Genomic DNA, 17,757 nt, shown 5'->3' on the forward strand with positions numbered 1-17,757 from the left:
GTCGCGCCCACGATGGGGGTCCCCCCGCTCGAGCGAAGCCGAGAGTGGGGGAGGAGCCGCCTATCGACACAGCCCCGCGCCCAGAAAGACGGGGCCGCGCCCCTGCCTTTCGTCGACGTCATCGCGTGTCACCCACTACAGCGACGAACCCCCGTCGATCACCAGGTCCGTGCCGATCACGGACGCCGCGGCGTCGGAGGCCAGGTACAGAACGGCCTCGGCCACCTCCTCCGTCGACGAGACGCGGCCGAGCGGCGACTCCTCCTTCATCCGCGCGGCGCGGTCGGCGTCGGTCTCGCCGGGCCGCAGCGACATGGTGGTCGCGGAGGCGCCGGGGCTCACGGCGTTGATACGGATGCCGTCGGAGACGTGGTCGAGGGCGGCGCCGGCGGTGAGCGCGGAGACGGCGGCCTTGGAGGCGGCGTACGCGGTGGTGTTGGGCCACTGCATGTGCGCGCCCAGGTTGGAGGAGACGTTGACGATCGCCCCGCCGCCCGGCTGGGTCCGCATCTGCAGGACCTCGGCCCGCAGGGCGAGGAGTACACCGGTGACGTTGATGTCGAGCAGCGTCCGCCAGTCCTCCTCGGGGAGGTCGGCGATGGGCTGTCCGCCGCGGAAGACGCCCGCGTTGTTCACGGCGACGTCGAGAGAGCCGAAGCGGTCGACCGCCGTGCGGACGAGCGCCGCCATGTCCGCGGCGCTTGCCACGTCGGCGACCTGCGCGACCGCCGTGCCACCGGCCCGTTCGGCGAGAGCGACGGTCTCGTCGAGCGTCTCCCGGGTACGGCCCGCCACGACGACGGAGGCGCCCTCGGCGGCGAACGCGAGCGCGACGGCCCGCCCGATCCCGGTTCCGCCCCCGGTGACGAGGACGGTGCGCTGCGAGAAGCGGATGCGGTTCATGAGTAACTCCCTTTCGGAGAAAGCTGGTTGGGGAACCGGACAAGGTGAGTTGGGGAACGTGGACGTGTGGGATCAGCGACGCGCGAGGCGTAGGGCCAGGGCGGCGGTGCCGAAGAGGACCGCTGTCACCGCGAGACTCGCCGCGTCGCCGCCGACGGCGAGCAACAGGGCGAAGACGACGGTCGGCCCGGTCTCCATCGCCGTGTTGTGCACACCGCCCGCGAGCCCGGTCCGCTCCGCGGGCACCCGGTCGGTGGCCAGCACGGCGGCCCCGGCGAAGGAGGCGGCGACCCCGGCGGCCAGCAGGACGAAGCCGGGAAGAAGCCCGTACGCGTACGGGATGTCACCACCGAATCCACCGGAACCACCAAATCCACCGGAACCACCAAATCCACCGGAACCACCAAATCCGCTGAATCCGCCGAATCCCGTGAGCGCGAGCAGCGTGAGGCCCACCGCACCGACGGCCAGCCCGAAGCCGGTGACGACGGCCGCTCCGTACCGCCCGACGAGCCGCCCCGCCACTCGGCCGGACGCGAGGAGCGCCACGGCGAACGGTACGAACGCGGCCGACGTCCGCAACGCCGACCAACCGCGGTCGTCCTGCAGATGGAGCGAGAACACTACGAAGACGGTCGAGGTCCCGGCCGCGGTCAGCGCGGTGGCGGCGAGCCCGAGCGCGCGCCGCCCGTCGAGCAGGAAGCGCGGCGGCAGCAGCGGATCACGCGCCCGCCGCTCGACCTGGACGAACACGACCAGCAGGACGACTCCGGCGGCCAGTGGCCCGAGCACCCGGCCCGATGTCCAGGGCCACGCGTCGGTGAGGACGAGCCCGTAGCTGGCGGAGGCCAGCCCGGCTGTGGCCAAGAGGGCGCCGGGGACGTCGAGTTGGGGGCGGGCGGGGTGCGCGGACCCGCTGTTCCCGGAGTGCGCTCGGGTCGCCTCGGGCGGCAGCACCCGGGGCGGCAGCACCCGGGGCGCCAGCGCGAGCGCCGCCACCGTCGCGGCGAGCGGTACGGCGAAGGCCCAACGCCAGGACAAAAGCGCCGAGATGACGCCGGAGAGCAGATTGCCCGCCGTGGCACCGAGGACCGAAAGCCCGCCCCAGGTCGCCATCGCGCCCCGGTACGCGGCGGGGGAGGGGAACACCGTCCGCAGCACCGCCATCGCGGCCGGCGCGATCAGGGCCGCGCCCGCGCCCTGGGCGAACCGGGCCGCGAGCAGCGTGCCGTAACCGGGAGCGAGCGGGGCGGCGACCGACGCGACCCCGAACACCAGCAGCCCAGCGGTGAGCGTCCGATGCCCGCCGTACCGGTCGGCGAGCCGCCCCCCGAACAGCAACAGCCCGGCGAACGTCAGCCCGTACGCCGCACTGAGCAGAATCAACTCCTCGCGCCGCACCCCGAATTCGTCCCCGATCCCCGGCAGCGGCACGGCCACGGCGGCCAACGTGAAGATCAGCATGACCTGCACGCCACCGAGCAGTACGAACGCGGCTCGGCTGGAGCGGGATGTGATCACGGCAACGGCCACGAGTTCCCCCTAACTAGACCGATCGTTTCAAAAAGAGGGCAGCAATTCAGGGGTGCGGGGAACTGTGCAATCTTTTAGGGGCGCGAGGCTCTGGCATGTGCGGCTCCTCCCCCACTCTCGGCTTCGCTCGAGCGGGGGAACCCCCATCGTGGGCGCGACCAGCCCCCACCGGCCCGCCGATGGCAACGTGCATGGGGCGGGCGGTGTCAGTCGAGCAAGGTGAGAGCCTGCTCAGCCGCATCCCGAACCCGCCCGGGCTCCGCCGATGCCTTGCCGACCACCCGCAACCCCTGCATCAACACCAGCAACATCCGAGCCAGCGCCCGAGGATCCCGATCCTCCGCAAGCTCCCCCTGCGCCTGCGCACGCACCAGCGCCGAGTGCATCAGGGTCTCGATGTGGTCCCAGCTGAGCTCGACCCGCCGGGCCGCCGAAGTGTCGTGAGGCGCCAGCTCGGCCGCCGTGTTGGTGACGAAACAGCCGTTGAGGCGGCAGGACTCGTCCGCCGCCTCGGCCGCGAACCGCCGTACCAGCGCACGCACGGCGGGCAACGCCGCCCCCGCCTGCGACAGTTCGCGCAACATCAGCGCATCGCTCGACTCCCCGTACCGGTCCAGTGCCTTCAGGTACAGCTCGTGCTTGTTGCCGAAGGTCGCGTAGATGCTGGCGCGCCCGACGCCGAGGTGCTCGACGAGGTCCGCCATCGACGTCGCCTCGTAGCCGCGCCGCCAGAACAGCTCGAGGGCCGACTGCAGCGCGGCGTCCGGATCGAACTCCTTGGTCCTGGCCACGTACCGCAGCCTAGGCCTTTCTGAAACGATCGGTCAAGATGAGATCCGGTGAGCGTGCCTACCGCGCCCGCACCTCGTACGTCGCCACCTTTACCGTCTCGTCGTCCAGGCACTGGCCCGACTCCAGGTCGAAACGCTGCTTGAGGAGTGGTGAGGCGACGAACGGGCGGCCCTGGTGGGTGCCCGTGAGCCCGCGGGAGAGGACGGCCGCACCGGAGAACGGGTCGCGGTTGTCGATCGCGTACATCTCGCCCGCGCGGTCCCTGAAGAGCGCGACCTGGCGGCCGTCCGGGAGCAGCGCCGCCACCCCGCGGCCGGGGGTCAGTACGGAGAGGTCGCAGACCGTGAACCAGCCGTCCGTCAGCTGGAGTTGGACCGTGGTGGTGGTCGTCGTGGTCGTCTCGGGGGCCAGGGTCATCGCTGGGCGCTTCCTTCCAGGGGACGTGTGCCGATGGTCAGCAGCGGCAGGTCGGGCTTGATCTGGTCGCGCTCGGGGACGAAGCCGACAACCGGGTCGGGGGTGTCCGGCGCGTTCACGAAGGAGACGAAGCGGGACAGCTTCTCCGGGTCGTTGATGGTCTCGGCCCACTCGTCGCGGTAGCCCGCGACATGCGCCGCCATCAGGGACTCCAGCTCCTCGCAGATGCCCAGCGAGTCCTCCACGACCACCTCGCGGATGTGGTCGAGCCCGCCGGGGATCCGCTCCAGCCAGGTCGAGGTGCGCTCCAGGCGGTCGGCCGTGCGGATGTAGAACATCAGGAAACGGTCGATCAGGCGGATCAGTTCGGCGTCCGAGAGGTCCTGGGCGAGGAGGTCGGCGTGGCGCGGGGTGGCGCCGCCGTTGCCGCCGACGTACAGGTTCCAGCCGTTCGCGGTGGCGATGATGCCGAAGTCCTTCGACTGGGCCTCGGCGCACTCGCGGGCGCACCCGGAGACCGCCGACTTGAGCTTGTGCGGGGAGCGCAGACCCCGGTAGCGCAGCTCCAGGTCGATCGCCATCCGTACCGAGTCCTGGACGCCGTACCGGCACCAGGTCTGCCCGACACAGGACTTGACCGTCCGCAGCGACTTTCCGTACGCGTGCCCGGACTCGAAGCCCGCGTCCACCAACCGGGCCCAGATCAGCGGCAGTTGTTCGACGCGCGCGCCGAACATGTCGATCCGCTGACCGCCGGTGATCTTCGTGTAGAGGCCGAAGTCCCGGGCCACCTCGCCGATCACGATGAGCTTCTCGGGGGTGATCTCGCCGCCGGGGATGCGCGGCACGATCGAATAGGAGCCGTTCTTCTGGAGGTTGGCGAGGAAGTGGTCGTTGGTGTCCTGGAGCGAGGCCTGCTCGCCGTCCAGGACATAGCCGTTGGCGCCGATCGTGGGCGCCAGCGAGGCGATGATCGAGCCGACCGTGGGCTTGCAGATCTCGCAGCCGTCGCCGCCGCGCGCGTTCTCGCGGCCGTAGCGGTCCAGGAGTTGCCGGTACGAGGTGATGCGCAGGGCGAGGACGATCTCGTACAGCTCCTCGCGGGTCTGGGCGAAGCAGCCGCACAGGCCCTTGTCGACCTCGATGCCGCTCGCCTCCAGCTCGGAGGTGACCAGCTGGCCGAGAACCTTGACGCAACTCCCGCAGCCCGTACCGGCCTTGGTGCACTTCTTCACCTCGGGCACCGTCGTGCACTCGTGGTCGGTGACCGCGCCGCGGATCGCGCCCTTGGTGACGTTGTGGCAGGAGCAGATGATCGCCTCGTCCGGCAGCGCGGACGGACCGAGCTGGACGGACGCGCCGGCGCCGGCCGGGAGGACCAGCTGCTCCGGGGAGACCGGCGGGACCGAGCCGGTGAACGCGCGCAGCGTGCCGTACGCCTCCGCGTCGCCGACCAGGATGCCGCCGAGCAGCTCGCCGTTCCGGCCGATGACCAGCTTCTTGTACGTACCGGAGCGGGAGTCCGAGTAGACGACGTCGAGGCAGTCCTCGGCCGTGCCGTGCGCGTCGCCGAAGGACGCCACGTCCACGCCGAGCAGCTTCAGCTTGGTGGACAGGTCGGCGCCGGTGAACGACAACTGCTCGCTCTCGTCGGCGGCGATGGACGTGGTGGCCGAGATGGCCGCGGCGGCCGTCTCGGCCTGCTCGTAGCCGGGCGCGACCAGGCCGTACACCCGGCCGTCCGACGCGAGCGCGCACTCGCCGATCGCGAACACGTGCGGGTCGTTGACGGTCCGGCACTGCTCGTCGACCGTGATGCCGCCGCGCTCGCCGACCGTCAGACCGCAGTCGCGGGCGAGCTGGTCGCGGGGGCGGACACCGGCCGAGAACACCACCAGGTCGGTGGCGAGCTCGGAGCCGTCGGACAGCTTCATGCCGGTCACGGCGCCCGAGGCGTCCGTGACGATCTCCTGCGTACCCACTCCGGTGTGGACGCTCAGGCCCATGTCCTCGATGGTGCGCAGCAGGGCCGCGCCACCGCCGTCGTCGACCTGCACCGGCATCAGGCGCGGCGCGAACTCCACGATGTGGGACGTGAGTCCGAGCCCCTTGAGCGCGCCCGCCGCCTCCAGTCCGAGCAGCCCGCCGCCGACCACGGCACCGGTCGTCGCCTTGGCCTTCGCGTACTCCTCGATCGCGAGCAGGTCCTCGATCGTGCGGTAGACGAAGCAGCCCTCGGCGTCCTTGTTCGGGACCGGCGGCACGAACGGGTACGAGCCGGTGGCCAGGACGAGCGTGTCGTAGTCAACTGTCAGGCCGGAGCGGGCCGTTACCCGCTTCGCGGCCCGGTCGACCGTTTCCGCCGGGTCGCCGACGTGCAGCTCGATTCCGTGGTCCTTGATGAACTCCATGTCCGTCATGGACAGTTCCTCGGGCGTGGTGCCCGAGAAGTACGAGGTCAGCTGCACGCGGTCGTACGCGGGACGCGGCTCCTCGCACAGCACGACCACGCGGTGTGTGGCGGTCAGGCCGCGCTCGGCGAGCGCTTCGAGGAAGCGCTGGCCGACCATGCCGTGGCCGACGAGCACGATCGTGGGGGTGGCCCCCAGGCTGGCGGTCATTCAGGAGCCTCCATCGTTGGTGAGCAGGTGGAGCAGAGGGCCGCCGTCGGAGGGCAGCGGCTCTGCTCCCTCCCAGGCGCGCGCGAGCGCGCCGACGGTGCCGAGCTCGCCGACGAGCACCCCGCCGACCAGGCGGTCGTCGCGGACGACGACCTTGCGGTACGTGCCGCGGGTGGCGTCGGCGAGCTGGATGACGTCGTCGCCGGGGCGCGGGGTGTGCTCCCCGAAGGCGGCGAGGTCGAGCGGGGTGCCGGAGGCGAGGGCGGGGCGGGTGAGGGTGAGCCGGGTGAGGGCTCGGGTGCCGGTGTAGCCCGCGGGAGCCCTGGTCGCATCCGCGTAGGCGTTGCCGTCCGCGTCCGCGACTGCGTCCGCATTCGCGCCCCGGTTCCCTCCGGCCAGCAACTCGGCCAGGACATCGGCCTGTTCGAGGGCGGGCGCGGCGAGACCGTAGACGTTTCCGTCGTGCTGCGCGCAGTCGCCGATGGCCCGGATGTGCGGGTCGGAGGTGCGCAGTTGGTCGTCGACGATGACGCCCTTGTGCACGGCGAGGCCCGCGTCCTGGGCGAGGCCCACGCGCGGGTGCACCCCGCAGGCCAGGACCACCAGGTCGGCGTCGAGCGTGTACCCGTCGGCCATCGCGACCGAGCGGACCGCGCCGTCGACGCAGCGCACATCGCGCACCCGGCACTCGGTGTGCACCTCGACGCCGAGGTCCTTGAGGTGCCGGAGCACCAACTTGGATGCGGACGGGTCGAGTTGACGCTCCATCAGCCGTTCGGACTGCTGGGCCAGCACTACCTGCGCCCCGCGCTCGGCGAGGGCACGGGCCGCCGAGACACCGAGCAGGCCGCCGCCGATGACGACGGCCCGGGAGTCGTGCCGTACGGCCTCGGACAGGCCAAGGCAGTCGTCCATCGTGCGGAACGCGTGGACGCCCGCGGGCAGTTCGTGCCGGTCAGGGCCGAACAGGCCGCGCAGGGGCGGAAGGACCGGGTTCGAACCGGTGGCCAGGACCAGCGTGTCGTATGCGATCACCGATCCGTCGGCGAAGTGCACCTGCCGCTCCGCGCGGTCGATGTGCACCGCCCGGCCGCGGGTCAGCCGCTCGGGCGTCGGCAGCGCGATGACCTCGGGGGCGTACCGCCCGGCCAGGACCTCCGCGAGCAGGACCCGGTTGTAGGGGGTGTGCTCCTCGTCACCGACGAGCACGGCGGACACACCGAGCTCTCCGAGCCTGCGGGCGAGCCGTACGCCCGCGAGGCCGGCGCCGATCACCACCACACGCGTTTTCGAGGTCATGCATCGCAGCGTGCGGTGCCGGTGTTACCCGGTCGCATCACCACTGTTTCCCGCGGGGAACGCTGCCCTCAGCGGGGGCGGGGCGGGGATGTGAGGGTTTTCGGCGGGCGGGGAGAGGGCGCTGTGAGTCGGTGGGGCGACTCGGCCAGGGGCCGCCGAGGACCTGGTGAGGGCATGACGGGGGCATGACGGGGCCTGGTGGGGGCCTGGCGGGCCGGGCCGGGCCGGGTCGGGTGGGTCCGGCCTGAGGTGCGGATGAAGGCAAGTGGGTTCTCGTCGTCGGCGCCCTGTCCGTGACCACGCTGGGGTTGTGGGTGCTGGCACTGACCGTACGGGGCACGCTCGCACTCGGGTCGGCCCAACGGGCCCTGGCCCGACGGCTGTTGGGCCTGGAGATCGAAAAACCGCCGACGCCTCCCGCCCAGGGGGTTCTCGGCAGGCGGCGGGCCCTGCTCCTCGGCCGGACCGGATGGCGGGCCGTCGGCTGCGCGCTGGGCACACCCTTCACGGCCATCCTCGGATACGTGGCGCTGCTGGGCACGTACGCGTACGGAGCCCAACTCGCCCTGCACCCGCTGCTCAAGCGGTGGTCGGACGCGGCGGCGCGGCGAATCGGCGTGGGCTCCGGGCTCACCGGCCTGCTGACCCGCGTACGGACCGTCGACGGCACGCTCACCTGCGACAGCCCGCCGGCAGGGCCTACGGTGGTCACGGTCGAACTGCCGTACTGAGCCGCCGAAGTCCCATACTGAAGTCCCATACCGAGCCGCCGTACCGAACTGCCTTACTGATCACGGGGGTCAGATGCGCGTCGTCATCGCCGAGGACTCCGCCCTCCTGCGCGACGGGCTGGCCCAGCTCCTCCAGTTGCGGGGCGTCGAGGTCGCCGCGGCCGTCGGGGACGCCGACGCGCTGCTCGCCGCCGTGGCCGAGCACCGCCCGGACGCCGCCGTCGTCGACATCCGGCTGCCGCCGACCCAGACGGACGAGGGGCTCCGGGCCGCCGTACGCCTGCGCGCGGACCACCCCGGCACGGGCGTGCTGATCTTCTCCCAGTACGTCGAGACGAAGTACGCCGCACAGCTCCTGGGCACCAACCCGGGCGGCGTCGGCTACCTGCTCAAGGAACGGGTCGTCGACATCGGGGAGTTCGTGGACGCGCTGGAACGGGTCGCCGCCGGCGGCACCGCCCTCGACCCCGAGGTCGTCGCACAGCTCTTCGGCGCCGGCCGCCGCGCGACCGCCCTGGACACCCTCACGCCCCGCGAACGCGAGGTGCTCGCCCTGATGGCCGAGGGCCGTACGAACCACGGCATCGCCACGTCCTTCACCGTCTCCGAGCGAGCCGTCGAGAAGCACATCGCCAACATCTTCACCAAGCTCGGCCTGATGCCCTCCGACACGGGAAACCGCCGGGTGCTGGCGGTCCTGCGCTACTTGGAAACGGCGAGCCGAACCCCGTAGCCCACTGGCGTGGAACCTCTGAAGATCCTCAAGGTTCCCAGGATCCGTGGACGGCACATCTACCTCGTCCCTAGGGTCGCGATCATGCCCGACATATCGCTGACCATGGTCGTTGCCCTGTGCCTGGCCGCTCTCGCGGCGGGCTGGATCGACGCGGTGGTGGGCGGCGGCGGCCTCCTGCTGCTCCCCGTGCTGCTGCTCGGCCTGCCGAACTCGGGATCGGCCGCCCAGTACGCCCTCGGCACCAACAAGGCCGTGGCGATCGTCGGGACCACGGGCGCGGCGGTGACGTACGCGCGCAAGGCGCCGGTGGACGTCGGCACGGCCGTACGGATCGGCCTCGCGGCGCTCGCCGGATCCACGGCCGGCGCGTTCGTCGCCGCCGGGATGAGCACCGATGTGCTGAAGCCGGTGGTCATGGTCGTCCTGCTCGGCGTCGGCACCTTCGTGATCCTGCGGCCCGCGTTCGGTACGGCGCCCTCGACCGAGCCCGTGTCCCCGCGCCGCGTCCTCGCCGCGATCGGGCTCGCGGGCCTCGGCATCGGCTTCTACGACGGACTCATCGGCCCCGGCACGGGAACGTTCCTCGTCCTCGCCCTCACCGCGCTGCTGCACCTCGACCTGGTGACCGCCTCCGCCACCGCGAAGATCGTCAACTGCTGCACCAACGCGGGAGCGCTCGCGATGTTCGCCTGGCAGGGCACGGTGTACTGGCAGCTGGCGGCCCTGATGGCCGTCTTCAACCTGGTCGGCGGGACGGTCGGGGCGCACACCGCGCTCAAGAAGGGCAGCGGTTTCGTCAGGATCGTGCTGCTGACGGTGGTCTTCGCGCTGGTGGCGAACCTGGCGTACCAGCAGTGGCTGGCATAGAGGCCGGTGCGGGGGCCGGTATGGAGGCCTGCGCAGGGGCTGGCACAGCGGTCGGCGTAGAGGCAGTCATGGCCGTCGGCTTCTACCGGCTGCCCGTCAGGTGGGCGAAGACGACCACGTTGCTCTGGTAGCCCGTCACCTCCGAGAAGCTGCCGCCGCAGGTGATGACGCGCAGCTCCGGGCGGCGCGCGGCCCCGTACACCTTCTCGTCCGGAAAGTCCCGGGCGTCGTACGCCTCGACCGCGTCGACCGAGAAGAGGGCGACCGTGCCGTCGCGGCGCCCGACCTCGATCGTGCTGCCCTTCTTCAGGGCGCCGAGCCGGTAGAAGACGGCGGGCCCTTCGGCGTTGTCGACATGGCCGGCGACGATCGCGGTACCCGTCTGGCCCGGCGCGGTACCGGCCTCGTACCAGCCCGCGAGGTTCTTCCGGTCGGCCGGCGGTATGCCGAGGCTGCCCTGCGGGGTGAGGCCGAGGCCCAGGAGGGGGGCGTCCACCCGGATCGAGGGGATACGGATGCGGTCGGGCGGGACGGGCGGCAGCGCGGGGGCCGCGGGCCGGTCCGAGTGAGCGTCCACGCGGGCGTCGGCGCGGGCCTGCGCGGCCGAGGGCTGCGGCGGGGCGTGCGTCGCGGCGCCGCTGCGCAGCAGCCAGGCGCCGGAGAGGAGGGCGACGAGGGTGACGGCGGCTATGGAGAGGGTGGCGAACCGGCGCACGTATGCCTCCTCTCTGGATCCGGGCGTCTTTGATCCGCGGCCTCTGATCCGCGGCCTCTGATCCGCGGTCTCTGATCCGCGGTCTCTGATCCGCGGTCTCTGAGCCTTGGGTCTGGTCCCGCGTCCCCCTCCGGGCCGCGAGGGGCGTCGGGCCAGGAGGGGGAGGGGACGGCGGTACCGGCGGACGGACAGCGGAGGGTGTCCGTCAGATCCCGTCGCCTCTCGCCCGGCGATGCAGGAGCCAGGTACCGCCCGCGGCGGCGACGGCCAGGGCCGCCACTCCTGCCGCGGTCTGCACGGGATCGGGGCCCAGTCCGCCGCCGACCCCCGTCTTCACACTTCCTCGCGGGTGCACCTGCTGCCCGCTCTCGCGGGTGGAGGTGACCGTGACCACCAGGTCGCTCGCCATCCGCGTACCGCTACCGTTCGCACAGCGCGCGACGATCTCGTACGTGCCTGGCTGGGCGGACGCCGGCACCCGGAAGTGCCCGACCGCGTCGCCCTCGTGCGGGCTGGGCAGCAGCGTGAAGGCACCCGCGCCGACGGCTCCGGCGTCACCGGACACCGCGTCCACCGCACCGCACGCCGCCGTGTTGACGGTGACCTCGGCGCCCGGGGCGACAGAGGCCGGGTACAGCTCGATGGATCCTGATCCGATGGACCCCGATCCCATGGACCCCGATCCCATGGACCCCGATCCCATGGACCCCATATCGACATCGACGCCGTACGCGGGCGCGGCGGCGAGGCCCACCGCGGCGACGGCGACGGCGAGCGCGGTACCGGTCGGCGGACGGGCTGTGCGCATCGTGCTTGCTCCTCCGAGGGGCACGACCCGCGGCACCCCCATGTGCCGCTGCGTCGATCACGCCCTGCCCTTCCGAGATAAGTGGCAGTCGGGGACACACGCCTCCTGATGAGGTGTCAGAAAGGATGTGAACTGATGCCGGGCGGGTGGTTCCGGCGGGCCGTCCGGGCATGTTTCGGCAGGTCACCGGCGTGTCGCCGCCGCATCGGCAAAAGAACCCGAAGAGAACGGGCGACGCGTGTGAACGGGTGACCGGCTTTCCCGGGCGACCACCTGCCCGGCCGACTTGACCTGAAGTTTGGTTGAGGTATGAGGCTGGGTCCCATGAACTCCACGACAGAGGTTCCTGTCCCCGCTGCCGCGCCCGTCCCCGCCCCGCTCAAGGTGGTGATCATCGTCGGCAGCAATCGGGAGGGCCGTTTCGGTCCGGTCGTCGCGGACTGGCTGCTGAGCCGGGTCCGCGACCGGGAGGACCTGGCGGTGGATGTCGTCGACGCCGCCGAGGTACGCCTCCCGACGGCGCTCTCCCACTCCCCGTCCGCCGAGGTGACCGCCGAGCTGGGCAAGGTCAGCCCGCACCTGGCCGGCGCCGACGCCTTCGTCGTCCTCACTCCCGAGTACAACCACTCCTTCCCCGCGTCCCTCAAGACCCTCATCGACTGGCACTTCCACGAGTGGCGGGCCAAGCCCGTCGCCTTCGTCTCGTACGGAGGCCTCTCGGGCGGCCTCCGCGCCGTGGAACAACTCCGCCAGGTCTTCGCCGAACTCCACGCCGTCACCGTCCGCGACACGGTGTCCTTCCACAACGCGGGCGCGTCCTTCGACGACAAGGGCCACCACAAGGACCCCGCGGCGGCGGACGCGGCGGCGAAGGTGATGCTGGACCAACTGGCGTGGTGGGGGCTGGCGTTGAGGGAGGCCAAGTCGGTTCGGCCGTACGCGGGTTAGGTCGGTAAAGGTACCGGCTGCCGAGGTGATGAGCCGTCGGCGCACACGAAAACCGGGAGGCGCCGCGCGGCGCCTCCCGGCCAGAGTCAAGTGGCGAGGAGAGCGAAAGGACTTGAGTCCATTTGCAGTGAATGAGAAGGAAGCCCCGTCATGGCCTCGCCGTGGGCAACGCTAGCACCTAGGCCCTGTCGTTTGGATCATCTCGGCGTCGCGGGGCATGGCACGCGCATCTGCGGCGTTGTCGTCGGTCGCCAACGCTCCGCGTTGACTCCCTCCTCCGCCTTGCAGCTGCACGCGCCATGCCCCGCTCGGGTCGGCTGAGAAGAACCGCACCTCACGGCCGAGCTGATCCAAACGACAGGGCCTAGATGAATGAGTCCGAGGGGTGTCGTTGCGGTCAGTGATCGTAGGCGGTCAGTGATCGCTTGATCGGTTGTCCGGTCTTGTCGTTGTGCCAGATCGCGGCGGTGAGCGCGAGGATCCGGCACAGGACGCGGGCCGCTACCCCTGCCGGGCTCTTGCCGCCGTGTCGTTCCAGGTCGAGCTGTCCCTTGAGGGTCTGGTTGATCGATTCGATGACCTGCCGCAGGGGCTTGAACAGGTGTGACCCGGCCCGCTCGGCCTCTCCCTTGCGGGCCGGCCGCAGCAGCTGAAGGTGACGCTCGGCAAGATCATGCTCGAACTCGCGGCCGTAGTAGTTCTTGTCCCCGATGATCGTCTGGCCGGGGCGGGCGGCTGCGGCATCGGGTGCGGTGTCGAGCATGTCGCGCAGCGTCTCGCGCTCGTCGGCCTTCGCGCCGGTGAGGGCGAACAGGACCGGCAGCCCGCCGAGTGTGCACACCAGGTGCAGCCGCAGCCCCCAGAAGTACCGTGAGTGCGACGCGCAGTAACCGTACTCGGCCCAGCCTGCCAGGTCCGAGCGTTTCGCCGTCTCGCGGGAGCAGCCGCAGCCGACCGGGGTGGAGTCGACCAGCCACACATCGTCGCTCCACAGCGAGGTGTCCCGGGCCAGGATCCGGATCATGCTGGTGAGCAGCGAGGACGCGGCACGCAGCCGCTTGTTGTAGCCGGACTGCTGGGGCACGTAGGGGAAGAGGTGGCCGAAGTCCCGCCCGACGCGGCGCAGCCAGCGCCGCTCGGAGGTGTAACCGAGCAGCGCCGACGTGACTGCGAGGGTGACCAGTTCGGCGTCACTGAGCGTGGGCGCGATCCCGACGGCGGGCCGGTACGGGGCCAGCCACGGCGAAGCCTTCAACTCGTCGTCGATCCGGGCATAGAGTGCCGTTGCGAGGGTGTCCAGGTCTGTCTTCACACACTGACCTTGGACGCCCTCGTCTCATGTCCGCAGGCCATCCCTTGGACTCATTCATCTAGCCAGGGATCAAGTCGCGCAGATTTTCGAGGGTGATGATCCGGGAGTCCGGGTGCAGTCCCTCGGGACGTTCGAGACCGATGTACATCACGGGCTCGTCCGGGACCGGCTCGCCGTCCCACAGATCCACGGCCGTGCTGTCGCCGGACATCAGGTCGATCAAATACCCCACCGTCAACTGCTCGCGCTCCACGAGGGCGCGCACCACCTTCGACACCGACACCTGGTTCTCCTCGACCCGGTTGGCCGACGAGATGCCCTTCAGATACAGGTGCAGCCACTTCGCGCGCCACCGGCCGTCGTCCCCGCGCCGGAACACCAGCGGCAGCGCCACCCGGCCCACCCCGCGCAGCTCCGACTTCATCCGCACCGTGCGGGGCTCGAACGGTCGGCCTTTCTGCTCACCGTCGCGCAGCATGAAGCCGAAGAACGACTCCTCGACCTCCTCGAAGCTCTCGCCGGAGTAGATGTCGACCTGCGGAACGATGAATGCACTGCGCACCCGGTCCAGGGACAGGTTGATGAACTCCGAGGCCCCGTCGGGCGCCTCGGTGACATCGCCCGAATGCTCGCCCCCGACACCCGTGAGGGCCGTGTAGGAGAGCCAGGAGTCGGTGCTGTAGTCGCTGTGGAGAAGCAGCGCCGACAGGTCGTAGTCGGTCCGGTCCTCGGTCTCCTTCCAGTACACGAAGAAGCGGAGCTGTTCGCCGTCGACCGCCGAGACCGAACCTCGCGGCAGTACGCCGAGCCCGGCCGCGGTCGCCCTGCCGCTGAGCGGGAGCGCCACGTCGAGGACGTCGGGGTCGAGCAGCAGCCGGCCCGGAGCCGGGAGCCGACGGCGTATCTCGGCGTCGAGGGCGGCGATCAGACGGTCGCGGTCGGCGGCCGGTACCGGCCGCCGAAAGTCGGGGGTCACCCAGGCGCGGCCCCGGCGGTTGACGAAGATGCGGGGTTCGTCGCTCTCCCGCTCCCGGTTGTGGAAGTGCTCGCGTACCGAGAGCACGACCCGGCCGGAGACCTCGGGAGCGACCCGCACCGCGGCGGCCACCACCGCGTCCCGTTCCTCCTGGTCGGCGGCGATGCGCAGCAGGAGGTCCAGGGCGCGGAACAGCTTGCCGGGAGCGGACCGCAGCAGCTTCACAGCACCGGGGACGTCGGACTCGTCGAGCAGCTTCTCGACCCGGCTGTCGAAGGAGCGCGCCTCTTTCTCGCCCCGCGCGACGGCGAACACATCGGCGGCGTGCGGCCAGCGCGGGTACTCGTGCGGGTGGAGACGCTCACCGAGCCGCTTGAAGGGCTCGCGGTGTGCGTGCACGTCGGCGAGCTTGGCGGGGTTCGCCGCGACCACGGCGTCGAGGCCCGCGAGCAGCCCTCGACGCAGCGGCCGCGACAGCGCCCGGAACCGGGTCGGCTCCTGGAGCGTCACGTCGCCGCCCGACAGTGCGCAGGCCAGCCGCAGCACATCGGTGACGGTGTCGAGGAGAAGGTCCGCCCCGTCGCCGAGGCGGGCCTCGTTGACGACCGCCCGGTTCTCCCGCACGGGGATCGCCTCCGGCTGGGGGCCCAGCGCGCACCGCCCGGCGAGGGCCTTCAGGTCACGCAGGTCGTCCTCGCCCAGCGGCGTCGTGCTACCCGCCAATGCCAGGTACAGGTCGGTGAGTTCGTCGTCCAGGTCCCGGCCGAGATGCAGGACGGTGACCCGGTCGCCCGCCGAGGCGATCAGCTCGTCCTGCGCCGCGAGCATCTCCTCGTAGGTGTGCTGGTAGCGGCCGTACGCGGGGAGGCTGAGCAGGTCCAGCACCCCGTGCGCCAGCTGCGTCAGCACGTTCTCGCGCGACTTCTCGTCGCCGAGCGCCTTCGCCACGCACCGCATCCAGAACTCTTCGGTATCCGGCACGTTCGCCGGGAAGTCGATGAAGTACGAGTTGTGCCGGACGTGGTCGCCCACCATCTCGCTCACGGTACGCAGCGTCTGCTTGGCAGTGTGCACGACCGCGGCCTCGGACAGCCCCGACAGCCGCTCCAGCAGCTCCGCCGAGAGCTTGAAACCCACGGACGTCAGCGCCGCGTCGAACTGCCGCGCGGCGATGGCTCCTTCCCCGGCGGAGCCCTGGGGGAAAGAAAGGCGGTGGGTGTGCCGGATGACCAGCGATTCGAGACTGTGCGCCATCCAGGGATGATCGCAGAGGCATACGAGCCAACGCACAGCAGTTTCCGCACGCGCCCCGACGCCGCGATCACTCCCGCCGCAGCAATCCCATCTCACCCGCGACCGAAAGGAAGGTACGGGACAGCCACAAACGCTGTCCGCCGTCCCAAAGCGTCCATTCATGCTGGGTGGAAGCAGGCCTGAGGAATTGACGTGCCCAACGTGACCATGAGCGCTACGCCGTGTGTTCGTGCGGGTCGGCCCCCGCCGCGAGCAGAAGCGCGGCAGTTTCCGGATAGGGGCCGCGGATAGCCCAGTTGAGAGGAGTGCGGCCCGTGCCGTGGTCTTCGCGGAGGTTCGGGTCGGCGCCGTGAGCGAGCAACTCGCGCACGGTGTCGGTATGCCCCCAGCATGCGGCTGCGCACAGGGGTGTGCCTTCCGAGCCGTGTCCACTCTCGGTGTCGGGCGAGGCCCCGGCTGCGAGGAGCAGGCGGACAACGTCAGCGGCCCCCTGCACGGATGCCGCGTACAAAGGGGTGGTGCCCTCAGCGTTCGCTGCTTCTGCCTGAGCTCCAGTTCGCAGAAGCGCTGCGACATGCGCGGTGTCCTCCAACATGGCAGCCACGACAAGGTACTTGGAGAGTTTCTTCCGCCGACGCCGGTTCACGGGAGTTGAGGTTACCTGGGGGCGCAACTACGCCGCGCAGTCGGCGAGGGCTTCGGCCACCGCGCGATGCCCTACGGCGGCGAGTACGGGATTGGTGACCCGGTAATAGTGCTCCGCGACCAGCCCGAAACACAGGGCCCACCCCCGCCCCCGAGCCCAGGTGGCGTCGTCGACGTCGGCCGCGTCGCGGAAAAGACTGCGGGTCTCGGCATTGAAGACGGCCCAGGCGGCGACTGCGTCGGCCGCCGGGTCCCCGACGCCGAGGCCGCCGAAGTCGATGACCGCACTGAGGCGGCCTCCCCGGGCGAGCAGGTTGCCCGGCAGGAGGTCGCCGTGGAGCCAGACCGGGTCGCCGTCCCGCTGGGGGAGCCGCAGGGCGTCCTCCCAGGCGGCGGTCGCGATGTCCTCGTCCAGCGTGCTGACCGCGCCCAGGTCGCGGATCGCGGCACGGACGTCGTCGTCACCGCCGTCGGTGAGGGGTCCGCCACGCCAGGAGGGCGGCCCACCGGTGGCGTCGACTGTCCGCAGCGCAGCAACGAAACGCCCCAACTCGACGGCAGCGTACGCGAGTTCGGCGTCGCCGCTGAGCGGCGCGTCATAGACGTTGTCGCCGTCGAGCCAGCGGAACACGCTCCACGGCAGCGCGTACCCCTCGCCGGGCGCCCCCTTGGCGAGCGGCACGGGGACCGCGAGCGGCAGCTGCGGCGCGAGCCGCGGCAGCCACCGCTGCTCCTTGTCCACCTGCCGGGCCCCGTCGGGCAGCCGCGGCAGCCGTACGACCATGTCGTCGCCCAGCCGGTACATGGCGTTGTCGGTCCCGGCGGACACGACCTCCTTCACCGGCAGCCCGGCCCACTCGGGGAACTGCTCCGCGACCAGCCGACCGACGAGCGCCGCGCTGATGTCGAGTTCGTCGGGGTGCATTTTCGGACCGGGCATGGGCCTCCGTCGGTAGTCGTCGAGCGCTGGAGCGTATCCATGTCGACTCGTCGGCCTCCACAGCTTTTTGACGGTGTGAACGCGCGCAGCCGTGACACGGTGCGCAAGGGTGTGCAGTAACGATTCGGCAAAGCGTGCTGCCCAGACGTCGGCATAGCAGAGCGAACTGGATCTTTTCCGACCTTGTTTTTAGGTGTCCAGTGAATGAAAGTTCCTCCACAAGTTGTGCGCTGAGTGACCAGCGATGTGCACGGTGTGTA

At 70.9% G+C, this 17,757-nt stretch carries 16 protein-coding genes; 4 read left to right on the forward strand and 12 right to left on the reverse strand.

All coding sequences use genetic code 11. From position 1 onward, the window contains the following. Positions 1 to 135: 135 nt before the first annotated feature. The 6 genes from OHA11_RS32010 to OHA11_RS32035 form a co-directional block, all read right to left on the reverse strand. Entirely contained in the window at positions 136 to 903 is a 768-nt protein-coding gene (locus OHA11_RS32010; protein ID WP_266502319.1) for an SDR family NAD(P)-dependent oxidoreductase, read from the reverse strand. Between the two features lie 72 nt (positions 904 to 975). Beyond that, positions 976 to 2,436 carry an MFS transporter gene (locus tag OHA11_RS32015; protein ID WP_266502320.1) on the reverse strand — a complete coding sequence of 487 codons (1,461 nt, stop codon included), beginning with the start codon at positions 2,434 to 2,436 and terminating at the stop codon, positions 976 to 978. A 206-nt stretch (positions 2,437 to 2,642) separates the two neighbouring features. Further along, complete coding sequence (locus OHA11_RS32020) at positions 2,643 to 3,227, reverse strand: TetR/AcrR family transcriptional regulator (RefSeq protein ID WP_266502321.1); 585 nt, start codon at positions 3,225 to 3,227, stop codon at positions 2,643 to 2,645. A 58-nt stretch (positions 3,228 to 3,285) separates the two neighbouring features. Continuing rightward, a complete protein-coding gene (gene nirD, locus OHA11_RS32025) occupies positions 3,286 to 3,645 on the reverse strand; it encodes a nitrite reductase small subunit NirD (RefSeq protein WP_266502322.1) in 360 nt (119 codons plus the stop codon). Then, complete coding sequence (gene nirB / locus OHA11_RS32030; RefSeq protein ID WP_266502323.1) at positions 3,642 to 6,266, reverse strand: nitrite reductase large subunit NirB; 2,625 nt, start codon at positions 6,264 to 6,266, stop codon at positions 3,642 to 3,644. The genes nirD and nirB overlap by 4 nt, the downstream gene beginning before the upstream one ends. Further along, complete coding sequence (locus tag OHA11_RS32035; RefSeq protein WP_266502324.1) at positions 6,267 to 7,565, reverse strand: NAD(P)/FAD-dependent oxidoreductase; 1,299 nt, start codon at positions 7,563 to 7,565, stop codon at positions 6,267 to 6,269. A 293-nt stretch (positions 7,566 to 7,858) separates the two neighbouring features. Here OHA11_RS32035 and OHA11_RS32040 point away from each other — a divergent pair, with 293 nt between their 5' ends. The 3 genes from OHA11_RS32040 (at position 7,859) to OHA11_RS32050 (ending at position 9,899) form a co-directional block, all read left to right on the forward strand. Beyond that, the gene (locus OHA11_RS32040; protein ID WP_266502325.1) at positions 7,859 to 8,296 is read left to right on the forward strand and encodes a sensor domain-containing protein; all 438 of its coding nucleotides are present in this window, start codon (positions 7,859 to 7,861) and stop codon (positions 8,294 to 8,296) included. 73 nt (positions 8,297 to 8,369) lie between these two features. After that, a complete protein-coding gene (locus OHA11_RS32045; RefSeq protein WP_266502326.1) occupies positions 8,370 to 9,029 on the forward strand; it encodes a response regulator transcription factor in 660 nt (219 codons plus the stop codon). A gap of 84 nt (positions 9,030 to 9,113) precedes the next feature. Further along, positions 9,114 to 9,899 (forward strand): TSUP family transporter, encoded by a 786-nt coding sequence (locus OHA11_RS32050; protein WP_266502327.1) that lies wholly within the window; start codon positions 9,114 to 9,116, stop codon positions 9,897 to 9,899. Positions 9,900 to 9,981: 82 nt separating this feature from the next. Here the strand turns inward: OHA11_RS32050 and OHA11_RS32055 are convergent, their stop codons facing one another. Next, positions 9,982 to 10,614, reverse strand: coding sequence for a class F sortase (locus OHA11_RS32055; RefSeq protein ID WP_266502328.1), 633 nt, complete (start codon positions 10,612 to 10,614; stop codon positions 9,982 to 9,984). Positions 10,615 to 10,819: 205 nt separating this feature from the next. Continuing rightward, positions 10,820 to 11,422: a hypothetical protein gene (locus tag OHA11_RS32060; protein WP_266502329.1), complete on the reverse strand. Its 603-nt coding sequence runs from the start codon at positions 11,420 to 11,422 to the stop codon at positions 10,820 to 10,822. A gap of 324 nt (positions 11,423 to 11,746) precedes the next feature. Here OHA11_RS32060 and OHA11_RS32065 point away from each other — a divergent pair, with 324 nt between their 5' ends. Further along, on the forward strand, positions 11,747 to 12,370 hold the full coding sequence (locus OHA11_RS32065) for an NADPH-dependent FMN reductase (protein WP_266502331.1): 624 nt from the start codon (positions 11,747 to 11,749) through the stop codon (positions 12,368 to 12,370). A 397-nt stretch (positions 12,371 to 12,767) separates the two neighbouring features. Here OHA11_RS32065 and OHA11_RS32070 read toward each other — a convergent pair whose 3' ends face one another. The 4 genes from OHA11_RS32070 to OHA11_RS32085 form a co-directional block, all read right to left on the reverse strand. Then, complete coding sequence (locus tag OHA11_RS32070; RefSeq protein WP_266502332.1) at positions 12,768 to 13,682, reverse strand: IS982 family transposase; 915 nt, start codon at positions 13,680 to 13,682, stop codon at positions 12,768 to 12,770. Between the two features lie 58 nt (positions 13,683 to 13,740). Continuing rightward, on the reverse strand, positions 13,741 to 15,912 hold the full coding sequence (locus OHA11_RS32075; protein ID WP_266502333.1) for a hypothetical protein: 2,172 nt from the start codon (positions 15,910 to 15,912) through the stop codon (positions 13,741 to 13,743). A gap of 214 nt (positions 15,913 to 16,126) precedes the next feature. After that, on the reverse strand, positions 16,127 to 16,558 hold the full coding sequence (locus tag OHA11_RS32080; RefSeq protein ID WP_266502334.1) for an ankyrin repeat domain-containing protein: 432 nt from the start codon (positions 16,556 to 16,558) through the stop codon (positions 16,127 to 16,129). 27 nt (positions 16,559 to 16,585) lie between these two features. Continuing rightward, positions 16,586 to 17,497, reverse strand: coding sequence for an aminoglycoside phosphotransferase family protein (locus OHA11_RS32085; protein ID WP_266502336.1), 912 nt, complete (start codon positions 17,495 to 17,497; stop codon positions 16,586 to 16,588). Between the last annotated feature and the right edge of the window lie 260 nt (positions 17,498 to 17,757).

The organism is Streptomyces sp. NBC_00878 (assembly GCF_026341515.1).
GTDB lineage: Bacteria > Actinomycetota > Actinomycetes > Streptomycetales > Streptomycetaceae > Streptomyces.